The 14791-nt window shown below is 73.2% G+C and carries 11 protein-coding genes; 5 read left to right on the forward strand and 6 right to left on the reverse strand.

Features of this window, described 5'->3' with window-relative positions; translation table 11 throughout:
- Positions 1 to 11 precede the first annotated feature (11 nt).
- Positions 12 to 1475, forward strand: a complete 1464-nt coding sequence (locus tag MOV08_RS11090) for an MFS transporter (protein ID WP_275307304.1) — start codon at positions 12 to 14, stop codon at positions 1473 to 1475.
- Positions 1476 to 1648: 173 nt separating this feature from the next.
- Here the strand turns inward: MOV08_RS11090 and MOV08_RS11095 are convergent, their stop codons facing one another.
- From MOV08_RS11095 to MOV08_RS11115, 5 genes are all read right to left on the reverse strand, one after another.
- Entirely contained in the window at positions 1649 to 2887 is a 1239-nt protein-coding gene (locus tag MOV08_RS11095) for an XdhC family protein (RefSeq protein WP_275307305.1), read from the reverse strand.
- A 35-nt stretch (positions 2888 to 2922) separates the two neighbouring features.
- Positions 2923 to 4389: an NCS2 family permease gene (locus tag MOV08_RS11100; RefSeq protein WP_275307306.1), complete on the reverse strand. Its 1467-nt coding sequence runs from the start codon at positions 4387 to 4389 to the stop codon at positions 2923 to 2925.
- A 254-nt stretch (positions 4390 to 4643) separates the two neighbouring features.
- Complete coding sequence (locus MOV08_RS11105) at positions 4644 to 7034, reverse strand: xanthine dehydrogenase family protein molybdopterin-binding subunit (RefSeq protein WP_039631686.1); 2391 nt, start codon at positions 7032 to 7034, stop codon at positions 4644 to 4646.
- 4 nt (positions 7035 to 7038) lie between these two features.
- Positions 7039 to 7626: a (2Fe-2S)-binding protein gene (locus MOV08_RS11110; protein ID WP_039631688.1), complete on the reverse strand. Its 588-nt coding sequence runs from the start codon at positions 7624 to 7626 to the stop codon at positions 7039 to 7041.
- Positions 7626 to 8519 carry an FAD binding domain-containing protein gene (locus tag MOV08_RS11115; protein WP_039631690.1) on the reverse strand — a complete coding sequence of 298 codons (894 nt, stop codon included), beginning with the start codon at positions 8517 to 8519 and terminating at the stop codon, positions 7626 to 7628. The genes MOV08_RS11110 and MOV08_RS11115 overlap by 1 nt, the downstream gene beginning before the upstream one ends.
- Positions 8520 to 8781: 262 nt before the next feature.
- Between MOV08_RS11115 and MOV08_RS11120 the strand changes: the two genes are divergently transcribed.
- From MOV08_RS11120 to MOV08_RS11130, 3 genes are all read left to right on the forward strand, one after another.
- The gene (locus MOV08_RS11120) at positions 8782 to 10449 is read left to right on the forward strand and encodes a PucR family transcriptional regulator (protein WP_039631692.1); all 1668 of its coding nucleotides are present in this window, start codon (positions 8782 to 8784) and stop codon (positions 10447 to 10449) included.
- Positions 10450 to 10805: 356 nt separating this feature from the next.
- A complete protein-coding gene (locus MOV08_RS11125; RefSeq protein ID WP_275307307.1) occupies positions 10806 to 11663 on the forward strand; it encodes a hypothetical protein in 858 nt (285 codons plus the stop codon).
- Positions 11664 to 12003: 340 nt separating this feature from the next.
- The gene (locus tag MOV08_RS11130; protein ID WP_039631694.1) at positions 12004 to 12870 is read left to right on the forward strand and encodes a hypothetical protein; all 867 of its coding nucleotides are present in this window, start codon (positions 12004 to 12006) and stop codon (positions 12868 to 12870) included.
- Positions 12871 to 12892: 22 nt separating this feature from the next.
- Here MOV08_RS11130 and MOV08_RS11135 read toward each other — a convergent pair whose 3' ends face one another.
- A complete protein-coding gene (locus MOV08_RS11135; protein WP_275307309.1) occupies positions 12893 to 13594 on the reverse strand; it encodes a GntR family transcriptional regulator in 702 nt (233 codons plus the stop codon).
- Positions 13595 to 13827: 233 nt separating this feature from the next.
- On the opposite strand from MOV08_RS11135, the gene MOV08_RS11140 reads away from it, so the two are divergent.
- Positions 13828 to 14676, forward strand: coding sequence for a (2Fe-2S)-binding protein (locus MOV08_RS11140; RefSeq protein WP_275307310.1), 849 nt, complete (start codon positions 13828 to 13830; stop codon positions 14674 to 14676).
- The last annotated feature ends 115 nt before the right edge of the window (positions 14677 to 14791 follow it).

Consider the following 14791-nt stretch of genomic DNA (forward strand, 5'->3'; position numbering starts at 1 on the left):
GGAGCACCGCTATGTCCCGGTCCCCGGCGGCGAACTGGCCGCTGCTGCTCGTCCTGTGTGGGGCGATCTTTCTGGAGGGCATCGACATCGGCATGCTGAATGTCGCCCTGCCCCCGATCCGCGGCGAACTGGGCCTGTCCACCGGCGCGTTGACGTGGGTGATGAGCGCGTACGTGCTGGGCTACGGCGGGTTCATGCTGCTCGGCGGGCGGGCCGCCGACCTGTTCGGGCGGCGCCGGATGTTCCTGGTGCCGCTCGCGGTGTTCACGGTCTTCTCGGGGCTGGGCGGGCTGGCCACCGAGGGCGCCACGCTGATCGCGGCGCGCTTCGTGACCGGGGTGTGCGCGGCGTTCATGGCGCCCGCCGGGCTGTCGATCATCACCACCGGCTTCCCGGCCGGGCCGCGCCGGGACCGGGCGCTGCTGATCTACTCCGGGACCTCCGGCGGCGGCTTCTCGGCCGGACTGATCGCCGGCGGGCTGCTGACCGCGGTCGACTGGCGCTGGGTGTTCTTCGCGCCGATGGTGCCGGCGCTGCTGGTGCTGATCGCCGGGTTGCGCCTGGTGCCGCGGGACCCGGTGCGCACCGGTGGCCGGCCGCCGGTGGACCTGGCCGGCGCGCTCACCGTGACCGGCGCGGTGCTGCTGCTCGTCCTCGGCGTCGAACAGGCCGCGCACGCGCCGGTGTTGCGCACCGCGGCGGTGCTCACCGCGGGGGTGGCGCTGCTGGCGTCGTTCGTGGTGATCGAGCGGCGGTCCGCGGCGCCGCTAGTCCGCCTGGGCCTGCTGCGCTCCTGGCCGCTGGTCCGGGCCAACGTGATGGGGCTGCTGTTCACCGCGGGCTTCTTCGGCTTCCAGTTCGTCGCGGTGCTCTACTTCCAGGAGCTGCGCGGCTGGTCGGCCGAGCGGACCAGTTACGCGATGCTGGCGATGGGCGCCGATGCGGTGCTGGCGCCGGTGCTCACCCCGCGGCTGGTGCGGCGGTTCGGGCACGCCCGGGTGATCGTCGCCGGCCTGCTGTGCGCCGGGCTGGGCTATGCGCTGTTCCTGCCGGTGGGCGCGGACTGGCCGTACCTGGCGATGTTCCCCAGCATGCTGCTGGTCGGGGTCGCCTTCGCCCTGGTCTACGGGCCGCTGACGATCGTGGCGACGGACCGGATCGAAGCCGCCGAACAGGGCCTGGCCGGCGGCCTGTTGTACACCTCGTTCCAGTTCGGTGCGGCCTTCGGACTGTCGGCGGTGACCGCGGTGACGGTCGCGGCGACCGGGGCCGGCGGCTCGCCGGGCGCCGCGCTCGCCGGCTATCACGCGGGGCTGACCGTGCCGGCCGGACTGGCGCTGCTGGCCCTGGCGTTGGGGGTGACCGCGCTGGTGCGGCGCCGCCGGTCCGGGCCGCCGGACGCCGCGCAGGGTCCCGGGCGGGATCTGGAGGCAAGCCGGCACGGGCGCGGCCCCCACGCCGCGCCCGTGCCGTGACGGACGGCACGCCCGTCCTCCCGCGGGACCGGCGGCGTCAGGTACGCCGGTCCCGTAGGTCTTCCTGCCTCCCGTGTGCGGCGGTGCCGCCGCGGCTCCCGCCGTCCCCGACGGGTCCGGGAACGGTAGACGGGGCGTCAACGCGGGTCGCACCACCAGCTCCTGACGATGCGTCAGGCAACTTCACCGATCCGTCCCACCGGGCGGGGGGCATCGTGGTGGATGGGGGTGTGCGCGCCGGTCAGCGGGGCGCCGGTGCCGCCGCGGCGGTTGGCGACGATCTCGGCGGCGATGGACAGCGCGGTCTCCTCGGGCGTGCGGGCGCCCAGGTCCAGCCCTATGGGCGAGCGCAGCCGGTTGAGCTCCAGCTCGGTGAGTCCGACCTCCCGAAGCCGCTGCTGGCGGTCGAGGTGGGTGCGGCGGGAGCCCATCGCGCCGACGTAGGCGACCGGGAGCCTGAGCGCCCGCTCCAGCAGCGGGATGTCGAACTTCGCGTCATGGGTGAGCACGCAGAGCACCGCGCGGGAGTCGAGCTCCTGGGAGTCGAGGTAGCGGTGCGGCCAGTCGACGACGATCTCGTCCGCGTCCGGGAAGCGGGTCCGGGTGGCGAAGACGGGGCGGGCGTCGCAGACCGTCACGTGGTAGTTGAGGAACTTGCCGACCCTGACCAGCGCGGACGCGAAGTCGATCGCCCCGAAGACGATCATGCGCGGGGCGGGCACCGAGGACTCGACGAGCAGGAGCACCGGCTGGCCGCACCGCGAGCCGCTGCGCTGCGCTCCGCCCTCGCCCTCCGCTTCCTCCTCGGACGCGGGGCCGGCCCCGATCTCCAGCGTCGTGGTCCGCCCGGCGTCCAGCAGGGCGCGGGTCTCCTCGACGGCGGTGCGGTCCAGGGCCGGGTGTCCGCCGAGGGTGCCGGTGTGGCTGCCGTCGGGGCGGACGAGGAGGGCGCGGCCGAGCAGGTCGTCCGGGCCCTTGATGATCCGCGCGACCGCCGCCGCCTCCCCTGAGGAGGCGGCGGTCAGCGCGGCGGCGAGCGTCGCGGCGTTGCTGTCCACCGGATGCCCCGCGGGGCCGCCGTCGGCGGCGCCGGGGATGCTCGCCGGTACCGGAGTGATGAAGATGTCGATGATTCCGCCGCAGGTCAGACCCACCGCGAAGGCATCCTCATCGCTGTAGCCGAAGCGCTCCAGGACCGGCCGACCGGTCCGCAGTGCCTCCTGGCACAGCTCGTAGACCGCTCCCTCCACGCATCCGCCGGAGACCGACCCGATCGCCGTGCCGTCGCTGTCGACGGCGAGCGCGGCGCCGGGCTGGCGGGGCGCGCTGCCGTTGGTCGCCACGACCGTGGCCACGGCGAAGGTGCGTCCCTGCTCGACCCACCGGTTCAGCTCGTCGGCGATATCCAGCATGTCGGTCTCCTTACGGATGATGGGGAGGGCGGGCGTTACCTGACGCCCAGCCACTGCTCGATCGGATGGAGCGAGAAGTAGACGAGGAAGATGCCGGTCAGCACCCACATGAAGGCACCGATCTCGCGCCATTTGCCCTGGGCCGCCTTGATGGCGGTGTAGGCGATGACGCCGGCACCGACGCCGGTGGTGATCTGGTAAGTGAACGGCATCAGCGCCACGGTGAGGAACACCGGGATCGACGTCGCCCGGTCGCTCCAGTCCACATGCCCGGCCACACTCATCATCATCGACCCGATGACGACCAGCGCGGCGGCGGCCACCTGGGCGGGCACGAGCTGGGTGACCGGGGTGAAGAAGAGGCAGGCCGCGAAGAGCAGACCGGTGATGACGGACGACAGACCGGTCCGGGCGCCCTCGCCGACGCCGCTGGCCGACTCGATGAACACGGTCTGGCCCGAACTGCCGGTCAGACCGCCGATCGCACCGCCGGCGCCGTCGACGAACAGCGCCTTGGACAGGCCCGGCATCCGGCCCTTGTCGTCGGCGAGCTTGGCCTCGGTGCCGACACCGATGATGGTGGCCATCGCGTCGAAGAAACCGGCCAGCACCAGGGTGAAGACGATCATGGTGACGCTGAGTGCGCCGATGGAGCCCCAGCCGCCGAACTCCACGTGCCCGAAGAGCCCGAAGTCCGGCATGGAGACCGCGTTGCCGTCCAGGGTCGGGGGCGCGCCGCCCCAGTCCTTGGCCGTCAGCCCGCCGAGCTTGGTGGCGCCGATGGCCAGCGCGGAGCCGACGACGATGCCGATGAGGATGGCGCCGGGCACCTTGCGGGCCTGGAGCATGAAGATCAGGAGGAGGGTGATGCAGAAGAACAGGACCGGCCAGCCGACCAGGTGGCCCGAGAGGTCGCTGCCGAGGGTGACCGGGCCGCCGGCTCCCTTGCCCACGAAGCCGGCCTTCACCAGGCCGAGCAGGGCGACGAACATACCGATGCCCATGGTGATCGCATGCTTGAGCGCGAGCGGGATGGCGTTCATGACCATCTCGCGCAGCCCGGTGACGACCAGGAGGCAGATGACGACGCCGTACATCACGCACATGCCCATCGCCTGCGGCCAGGTCATGTGCGGGACCACCTGGGTGGTCAGTGCGGCGGAGACGTTGAGGCCGGCGGCGAGGGCCAGCGGCACCTTGCCGATGAAGCCCATCAGCAGGGTGCAGACCGCCGCACCGAGCGCCGTGGCGGTCACCAGGGCGGAGTGATCGAGGCCGTGCTTCTGGACGTCCTGTACGGAGCCCAGGATCACCGGGTTGAGCAGCAGGATGTAACACATCGCCATGAAGGTGGTGATGCCGCCGCGCGTCTCCCGCGCGAGGGTCGACCCTCTGTCGGATATGTGGAAGTACCGGTCGAGCCAGGAACGGCCGGCGGGCTGGCGCGAGCCGTCACCCGCGTCTTCCGCCGTGGTCCTCGGCTCAGTGGACTGCTGGGTCATGGTTGCCTTACTCCCAAGGTTCATAGGGGCCCTCGCCGAGGCGACGAGATTTGGGATGGATATTCGGCTGCACGACCCGGGGGACGGCCCGAGACGAACGTGGTACTGCCTGCGTCGAGTTGGAGCAGGTCAGCCTGGGGATGGTGCGGGGAGACTCCGGGCGGTGCGCGAAGGAGGACGGACAGGGACACCCCTTACCGCGCACCGCCCGGAGGATCGGGGGCCTGGGGAGGCGGCCCCCAGGCGGTTCTCCGTTACGAACCCGTCAGGTGCTCGGGCCGTACCGGGGTCTTGTTGAGCTCCAGCCCGGTCGCGTTCCGGATCGCCGCGAGGACGGCCGGGGTGGACGACAGGGTGGGGGCCTCGCCGATGCCGCGCAGCCCGTAGGGGGCGTGCTGGTCGGCGAGTTCGAGCACGTCGACCGGGATGGTCGGGGTGTCGAGGATGGTGGGGATCAGGTAGTCCGTGAAGGAGGGGTTGCGCACCTTCGCGGTCTTGGGGTCGACGATGATCTCCTCCATCACCGCCACGCCCAGGCCCTGGGTGGTGCCGCCCTGGATCTGGCCGATGACGGAGAGCGGGTTGAGCGCCTTGCCGACGTCCTGGGCGCAGGCCAGCTCGATGACCTTGACCAGGCCCAGCTCGGTGTCCACCTCGACGACCGCGCGGTGCGCGGCGAAGGAGTACTGGACGTGGCCGTTGCCCTGACCGGTCGTCAGGTCGAAAGCCTCGGTGGGCCGGTGGCGCCACTCCTCCTCCAGCTCGACCACCTCGTCCTCCAGCACGTCGACGATGTCCGCGAGGACCTCGCCGCCGTCGGTGACGACCTTGCCGCCCTCCAGCAGGAGTTCGGCGGTCGCCCACGCCGGGTGGTACGTGCCCATCTTGCGGCGGCCGATCTCCAGGACCTTCTCGCGCACCAGCTCGCAGGCGTTCTTGACGGCGCCGCCGGTGACGTACGTCTGACGCGACGCGGACGTCGAACCGGCCGAGCCCACCTGGGTGTCGGCGGGGTGGATCGTCACCTGGTGGACGCCGAGCTCGGTGCGGGCGATCTGCGCGTGGACGGTGACACCGCCCTGGCCGACCTCCGCCATGGCCGTGTGCACGGTGGCGACGGGCTCGCCGGCGATGACCTCCATGCGCACCTTGGCGGTGGAGTAGTCGTCGAAGCCCTCGGAGAAGCCGACGTTCTTGATGCCGACCGCGTAGCCGACACCGCGGACGACGCCCTCGCCGTGCGTGGTGTTGGACAGACCGCCGGGCAGCTGACGGACGTCGGCGCCCTCGCTGGACTCCCACTGGCGCTCGGGCGGCAGCGGCATCGCCTTGATGCGGCGCAGCAGTTCGGCGACCGGGGCCGGGGAGTCGACCGGCTGGCCGGTCGGCATGATCGTGCCCTGCTCCATGGCGTTGAGCCGGCGGAACTCCACGCGGTCCATGCCCAGTTTGTCGGCCAGCTTGTCCATCTGCGCCTCGTACGCGAAGCACGCCTGGACCGCGCCGAAGCCGCGCATGGCGCCGCAGGGCGGGTTGTTGCTGTAGAGCGCGATGGCCTCGATGTCGACGTCGTCGATGACGTACGGGCCGACGGAGAGGGAGGAGGCGTTGCCAACGACCGCCGGGGAGGCCGACGCATAGGCGCCGCCGTCCAGGACGATCTTGCACTTCATGTGCGTGAGCTTGCCGTCCTTGGTGGCGCCGTGCTCGTAGTAGAGCTTCGCCGGGTGGCGGTGGACGTGGCCGAAGAACGACTCGAACCGGTTGTAGACGATCTTGACCGGCTTGCCGGTGCGCAGCGCCAGGAGGCAGGCGTGGATCTGCATCGACAGGTCCTCGCGGCCGCCGAACGCGCCGCCGACGCCGGAGAGCGTCATCCGCACCTTGTCCTCGGGCAGGCCGAGGACCGGGGCGATCTGCTTGAGGTCGGAGTGCAGCCACTGGGTGGCGACGTAGAGGTCGACACCACCGTCCTCGGACGGCACGGCGAGGCCGGACTCCGGGCCGAGGAACGCCTGGTCCTGCATGCCGAAGGTGTACTCGCCCTCGACGATGACGTCGGCCCGCTCGCGGGCCTTGGCCACGTCGCCGCGGACGATCGGCTGGCGGTGCACGATGTTCGGGTGCGGGACGTGACCGCTGTGGTGGTCGTCGCGGTTCTCGTGGACGAGGACGGCGTCGGGAGCGGTCGCGGACGCCTCGTCCGTGATGACCGGCAGCTCCTTGTACTCGACCTTGATCTTCGCGGCGGCGCGGCGCGCGGTCTCCGGGTGGTCGGCGGCGACCAGCGCGACGGGCTCGCCGTGGTGCCGGACCTTGCCGTGCGCCAGGACCGGGGTGTCCTGGATCTCCAGGCCGTAGTTCTTCACCTCGGTCGGCAGGTCCTCGTAGGTGAGGACGGCGTAGACGCCGGGGGTCGCCAGGGCCTCGCCGGTGTCGATCGAGACGATCTCGGCGTGCGCGACCGGGGAGCGCAGGATCTGGCCCCACAGCATGTCCTCGTGCCACATGTCGGACGAGTAGGCGAACTCGCCGGTGACCTTCAGGATGCCGTCGGGGCGGAGCGTGGACTCGCCGATGCCGCCCTTGGTCTGCGACCCCTGCGTGACCTTGGACGGAATACCGGTGGTGCGTGTGTCTGCCATGGCGTCAGACCCCCTCGGGCTCGGACTGGCGGGCCGCGGCGAGGCGCACCGCGTCCATGATCTTCTCGTAGCCGGTGCAGCGGCACAGGTTGCCCGACAGCGCCTCGCGGATGTCCGCGTCGCTCGGGTTCGGGTTGCGCTCCAGGAGCTCGTCGGAGGCGACCAGCAGGCCCGGCGTGCAGAAGCCGCACTGCACGGCGCCGGCGTCGATGAACGCCTGCTGGATCGGGGCGAGTTCGGCGCCCTCGCCGGTCTGTGAGTCGGTTCCCTTGGCGGACCAGCCCTGGGCCTCCTGCAGGGAGGTGCCGCAGGCGCCGCCCTCGTGGCCGCCGCAGGAGCGGTTCCTGGCGAAGTCGGCGAGCCCCTCGACGGTGACGACCTCGCGGCCCTCGACCTGTCCTGCGGCCACCAGGCACGAACACACCGGCACGCCGTCGAGGCGGACGGTGCACGATCCGCACTCGCCCTGCTCACAGGCGTTCTTGGAACCGGGAAGGCCCATCCGCTCGCGCAGCACGTACAGCAGGGACTCGCCCTCCCACACGTCGTCGGCTTCCTGCTTACGGCCGTTGACCGTGAAATTGACGCGCATTACGCGACTCCCTCCGTGCGGGCGGACTGGCCGCGGTAGGACTCCCAGGCCCAGCCGAGCGTGCGGCGGGCCATGATGCCGACCGCGTGACGGCGGTACGAGGCGGTGCCGCGCACGTCGTCGATGGGGTTGCAGGCGGCGGAGCACAGGTCCGCGAACTGCTTGGCGACCGACGGGGTGATGATCTTGCCGTTCTCCCAGAACCCGCCCTCTTCGAGCGCGGCGGCGAGGAAGGCCTCGGCCTCCTTCGCCCGCACGGGGGTGGGTGCGGCCGAACCGATGCCGGTGCGGACCGTGCGGGTCTCGGGGTGCAGCGCGATACCGAAGGCGCACACCGCGATGACCATGGCGTTGCGGGTGCCGACCTTGGAGAACTGCTGCGGGCCGTCGGCCTTGGGCAGGTGCACCGCGCGGATCAGCTCGTCCGCCTGGAGGGCGTTCCGCTTCACGCCGAGGTAGAACTCGTCGATCGGGATCATCCGCACGCCGCGCGCGGCCGACTCGACCTCGACCTCGCAGCCGGAGGAGAGCAGCGCCGGGTGCGCGTCACCGGCCGGGGAGGCGGTGCCGAGGTTGCCGCCGACGCCGCCGCGGTTGCGGATCTGCGGGGAGGCCACAGTGTGCGAGGCCAGGGCCAGGCCCGGCAGCTCGCCCCGCAGGTTCTCCATGATCTTGGTGTACGGGACGGAGGCGCCCAGGCGTACGGTCTTCTCCCCGACCTCCCACTCCCCCAGGTCGCCGATCCGGTTCAGGTCGAGCAGGTACTCCGGGCGGCGGTGGTCGAAGTTGATCTCGACCATCACGTCCGTACCGCCCGCGATGGGTACAGCGGTAGGGTGCTCTGCCTTGGCGGCGAGCGCCTCCTCCCAGCTGGCGGGGCGAAGGAAGTCCATGGTTGGCCTCTTCTACGAAATCGGGGCGTTCGCTGCACCTGGTCGGGACCTTCGGACCCTGTCGCCATGGTGCCGTTCATGTCTTGTTAACGCGGTTGGGCTTAGTGAACGCGCCCGGCACCCACCCGGTGCAGTCACTGAAACCATGAAGCGGTTGGCTGGCCACGCCGCCCGTCTTGTAGATTCGAACGAAAGACGAGGGATCAAAACCTCGCGGCATTCCACCGGCAACACGAGACAGCACAGAACGGCGGGCGAGGTCATGCGGCTCCGCGCACTCCTGGACACACATTCTCTGGGCCTGAAGCTCCTCGGGGGCGAGGATGAGCTGGACCGTACCGTCCGTGGCGTGATGACCACCGACCTGCGGGATCCCAGTCGTTACCTCTCCGGCGGCGAGTTGGTCCTCACCGGCCTGGCCTGGCGCCGGGAGCCGGAGGACTCCGAGCGGTTCGTCCGCATCCTGGCCGGCGCGGGCGTCGCCGGGCTGGCGGCCGGCGAGGCGGAGCTGGGCGCCATCCCCGACGACCTCGTCCAAGCATGCGCCCGGCACCGGCTGCCGCTGTTCGCGGTCGACGAGAAGGTCTCCTTCGCCTCGATCACCGAGCACGTCGTCCGGCAGGTCTCCAGCGAACGGGCCGGCGACCTGGCCGCCGTGGTGGACCGGCACCGGCGGCTGATGACCTCCGGGCCGGCCGGCGGCGGCCCCGAGGTGGTCCTGGACCTGCTCGGCTCCGACCTGGACCTGCGGGCCTGGGTGCTCTCCCCCACCGGCCGGCAGATCGCCGGCTCCTCGCTGGCCGGCGCCGGGCCAGAGCTGCCCGCGGAGCTGGGCGCCCGCCTGGCCGGCGAGCACCTCGCCGCCGCCCGGAGCGGCCGCCGCGGCCCGCACCGGATCGCCCTGGCGGGGGCCACCTACTCGCTCTTCCCGATCCGCTACGAGGGCCGCGACCTGCGGCAGACGCTGCTCAGCGACTGGCTGCTGGCGGTCGAGGCGGACGCCGGCGACTGGTCCGAGGAGCGCCTGGACCTGCTGCACGGCGTCACCCAGCTGATCGCCGTCGAACGGGACCGCCGGGACGCCGCCCGCACGGTCCGCCGCCGGCTCGCGCAGGAGGTCCTGGAGCTGGTCCAGACCGGCGCCCCGCCGGCCGAGATCGCCGCCCGGTTGCGGGTGGCCGCCCCGGTCCTGCTGCCCGGCCTGGGGGCCGCCCCGCACTGGCAGATCGTGGTGGCCCGGGTCGAGTGGGAGGGCGGCGACGTCCCCGGCGGCCCGGTGGCGCAGAGCCTGCTGGAGGAGGTGCTGGTCGATCCCGGCACGTTCGGCCCCGAGCCCTCGGACCGGATCGCGGTCGCGCACACCGGCGACGAGGCGGTGGCGCTGGTGCCGCTGCCCGCCGTCCCGGAGGACTCCGCCGACACCGCCACCACGGACGGCCTGCACGCCGACCACCTGCTGCGCGCCATCCACGAGCCGCTCGGCCGCGGCCTGGACGGCGACGGCCGGCTCACCATCGGCGTCAGCGCCTCCGTCCACTCGGCCGAGGGGCTGCGCGGCGCCCTGGAGGAGGCCCGGCACGCCCGCCGGGTCGCCGCCGCCCGCCCCGGCCGGGTCTGCGCCGCCGGCCACGAGGAGCTGGCCTCGCACGTCCTGCTGCTGCCGTTCGTCCCCGACGACGTGCGCCGGGCCTTCACCGCCCGACTCCTGGACCCGCTGCGGGACTACGACCGTCGCCACCGGGCCGAGCTGATCCCCACCCTGGAGGCGTTCCTCGACTGCGACGGCTCCTGGACGCGCTGCGCCACCCGCCTCCACCTGCACGTCAACACCCTGCGCTACCGGGTGGGCCGGATCGAGCAGCTGACGGGCCGTGACCTCTCGCGCCTGGAGGACAAGCTGGACTTCTTCCTGGCCCTGCGGATGAGCTGACGGCTTGTCAGGCGGCGACGCCGGGCGGGTCGGTGCGGAGCGCGCACCGACCCGCCCGGCGCACACCGCGCGACCGTCACCCCGCCCCGTCCGGGGTTCCCCCGATCGGGCGACATCGCGTCAACACCATTGCCGCACCGGGCGAACGCTCCGCCCCGCGGCGCCGCCAAACCGCCGCGTATCGGCCACCACGACCACCCCGCGCGATTGTGAAATCTTTCACCCGCCCCCTTGGCCCGACGACGGGATTCGTGCTGAGATGCGCCCACAGCATCCTGTGTTCCCGCTCAATGGCGCTCGGGGAGGGCACTGTGGCGGATACCGCCATGTCCGGATCCGCGGATCCCGCGGATTCCATGAGGTCCGCGGATCAGGCACCGGTCCCGGCACCACGACCGGGAATCCCACCGGCGGCGACCGGCCCGGCGGGGGACGACCCCCTGGACCGCGCCGTGTGGCGACTGCGCTCCCGAGGCTGCTGGGCCGACGCGGCCGCCCTCCTGGAACCCCGCGCGGCCCGACAGGCACCCGCCGCACTGCGCCGCGCCGCGCTCCTGGTCGAGCGCTGCATGTTCACCGCCACCGGCTGGGCCGAGGCCGAGGACGCGCTGCGCACCGCGGAGGCACTGGCCGGCGACGACGAGGAGCGCGGTGGAGCGGCCTGCGAACGCGGCCAACTCGCCTACACCTCAACGGTGTTGGGCGTCCGCGACCGGGCCGACGAGGCACGGTCGGCACTGGGCCGGGCCGCCGCGCTGCTCGCCCCGAGTGCGGCCGGCCGCCCGCTGCTGGACTTCCGCCGCGGCCTGATGGCCGAGCACATCGCCGACAGCCCGGACGCCGCCCGCGCCGCCTACCGCCGCGCACACGCCGGCGCCACCGCCCAGGGCGATGCGTTACTGCTCTCCTTCACCTGGCGTCACCTGGCCGGACTCGCCCTGCGCGACGGGGAGTTGGCGGAGGCCCGGCACGGCTTCGCGGAGTCCCTGCGGATCCGCGAGGAGCTGGGTTTCCTGGTCGGCACCGCACCGGCGCTGGCGGCCCTGGCCGATGCCGCACCGGAGGACGAGGCGGTCCGCCTGCGCACCGAGGCCGCCCGCCTGTTCCGCCTCATGGGCGGCGTCCCCACCTGGCTCGCGCACCAGCTCCCCCCGGCTCCGCCGGAACAGACGGAGCAGCCGGAACAGACGGAGCAGCCGACCGACGCGGCCTAGGTCGTGTGAGGTTCCGTCCGAACCCTGACCCATCGGACAGGCCCGGGGTTCCCGGCGCCCGGGAGCGGCCCCGGCGGGCGCACCCCGGTCGTCAACCCCCCGACCTCGGCCATGCCGCGCGCCGCGCCGATTGGCCGGATCCATACCCCTGCCGGCGGCGGATCGGCCGGGCCGAGGGGGCTGGCGGCGGGTGCCCGGCCGCCGACCGGTCGGTAGCGCCACGCACCACCTGCCCCGAGAATGGCCACAAGTCGCACTGCGACCGGGCGGCGCGGCCTGGATGCTGGTCCGGGACCAGCTCCGTTTGGCAAAGCCTGTCAGGAGGCGCACCGTGGCAGGAGTGACCCACACCAGCACCGGGATCGACTGGGGCAAGGCGCATTTCGAGTCGATCTACAACTGCCCTGATCCGCGCCGGTACTTCAGCACGCTGCAACCCCTCGCCTACCAGATCCCGCACCACGGCCAGGCGATCTTCCGCGCGCTGGCCGACGCCCTGCAACAGCACCGCGGCGACCGCCGGCCGCTCCGCGTCGTGGACCTGTGCTGCTCCTACGGGGTCAACGCGGCACTGCTCAACCACCGGGTGAGCCTCGACGACCTCTACCACCGCTACGCCGACGCCGGGCCCGACGCACCGGAGGGCGACCGGCTGGCCCAGGAGGACCGGGCCTTCTACGCCGCCCTGCGGCGGCCCGGAGCCGCCCGGGTCACCGGCATCGACGCGGCGGAGCGCGCGGTCGGCTACGCCGTGGCGGCCGGCCTGCTCGACCAGGGCTTCGCGGCGAACCTGGAGGCCGACGCACCCGCCCCGGAGCTGTGCCGGGCGCTGGAGGGCACCGACCTGATCACCGTCACCGGCGGCGTCGGCTACATCACCGCGCGCACCTTCGCCCGGCTCTTCGACTGCGTCGCCGAGCCGCCCTGGGTCGCCGCTTTCGTGCTGCGCACGGTGTCGTACCGGCCGGTCTCCGCGCTGCTGGCCCGGGCCGGGCTGGTGACCGAGCGGCTCACCACGCGGTCGTTCCGGCAGCGGCGGTTCGCCGACGAGGCCGAGCGACGGGCCGCCCTGGACGCGCTGTCGGCCCGCGGGCTGACCGTCGGCGGCAAGGAGGCCGACGGCTTTTACCACGCCGAGCTGTACGTCTCCCGGCCCGCCGCCGATGTCGCGGCGCTGCCGCTGGCGGAGCTGCTGCCGGCCCTCTGAGCCCGGGCCGCGCCCCGTCGCCTCAGTGCGGGTGCCGGGCCGCCGACAGGTGCTCCCGGGCGATCCGCTCGATCACCGCGTGCTCCTGGGCGATCAGCGCGTCGAGCAGCGCGGTGTGCTCGGAGGCGTCGGCCAGCAGCTCGGCCGTGCGGAGCCGGGCACCGCCGCCGGCCGACCACTGCGCACGGCGCAGCAGGTCGCCGGTGACCTGGGTGAGCCGGCGGTTCCCGGTGAGCGCCATCAGGCCCTGGTGGAAGGCGTGGTCGGCGTCGGCGTACGCGGCCCGGTCACCGCGGGCCGCGGCGGCCACCCCGTCCTCGGCCAGCGGGCGGAGCTCCTCCCAGCGCTCGGGCGGCACCGCCCGGGCCAGTCGGAGGATCGCCGGCACCTCCAGCATGGTGCGGACCTCGGCGAGCTCGGCGAGATCGCGGGAGCTGCGCTCGCTGACCCGGAAGCCGCGGTTGGGCGCGACCTCGACGGCGCCCTCCGTGGCGAGCTGCTGCATGGCCTCGCGGACCGGGGTCGCGGAGACGCCGTAGCGCTCGGCGAGGGCCGGCGCGGAGTAGACCTCGCCGGGCAGCAGTTCGCCGGCGGCCAGCGCCTGGCGCAGGGCGTCCAGGACCTGGCCGCGCACCGAGTGCCGGCGCGGCCGGGGCAGCAGGGGGCCGGACCCGGGCGCCCGCACCCGGGCGTCCGGCTGCGGCTCCGCTGTGCCCTGCTCCATGGCGTTCCTCCTGCTGGCGTGCTGGGTCCGGGCGGACGACGGGCGTCCGGCGATCGGGGCTCGGGCCCGTCGCCGCCCCGCGTCGTCCGCCGGGCGGACGTGCCGGGCGCCGGGCGACGGGCCATAGCACCATAAGCGCCCGAAGTACCGGTTCACACCTCAGCGGGCACGGGTAGGGATTTCGGATAAGGTAAGCCTTACCTGCCAACGATCGCGATTCGGTGGTCCCCCGCATGCCTCCTGCCGCTGCTGCCGCGCCCGTCGCCCCCGCCGCCCACCCCGCGGCGGACGCCTATGCCCGGCTCGCCGAGGTCTTCCCGGACCTGCGGGTGACCCTCTGGGACGCCACGCCCCCCGAGGGGGACGACTGGCTGGACGCGTCCGCCCTGTTCACGGACGGGCCGGTGCTGGACGGCTTCCTCGCCGACGAGGCGGCCCGGATCACCCGGGACTACGGGCGCTCCGCCCGGCCCGACGTGGTCGCCGGCTTCGCGCTGCACCGCTACGCCTGGCCGGCCTGCCTGCTGATCACCGTCCCGTGGTTCCTGCACCGCCGGGTGCCGCACATCGCCGCGGGAGACGTCCGCTTCCACCGCGAGCTGCGCCGGATGGCGGTACGCGCGGGCTCTTTCGGGTGTCTTCCGGACGACCCGGCGGCGGCCCTGCCCGGCGCCCGGGTGGTGCCGGACGAGGAGGCGCTGCGCGCCGAGGTCCGCGGCGCGGTCGCCGACCACCTGCGGCCGCTCCTGGACGGCTTCCGCGCCCGGATGCGGCGCGGCCCCCGCGCGGCCTGGGGCATGGCGTCCGACGAGATCGTCGAGGGGCTCTGGTACATCGGGCACCTGCTGGGCGAGGAGCGGCGCGCGGCGGCGGAGCTGGCGCGGCTGCTGCCCGGCTCGACCGCGCCGTACGCGGCCGCCGCCGGGTTCCGCGAGCTGACCGGGCCGGACGGCGCCGTCCTGCCCACCCGGGACCGGGCCAGCTGCTGCATGTACTACACGCTGCGCCCCGAGGACACCTGCGTCACCTGCCCGCGCACCTGCGACGCGGAGCGCATCAGCCGCCTCACCGCAACCGCCTGACCCGTCCGCCACCCCCGCGGCCTGCCACGACTCGCACACAACCTCCCCTCGACGCAAGGAAGTTCGAGACTTCCGGGGCATTCCACTGCCGACCCCGGTCACCTTGGCGTTCTCT

The sequence above is a fragment of the Streptomyces yunnanensis genome, assembly GCF_029011865.1.
GTDB lineage: Bacteria > Actinomycetota > Actinomycetes > Streptomycetales > Streptomycetaceae > Streptomyces > Streptomyces yunnanensis.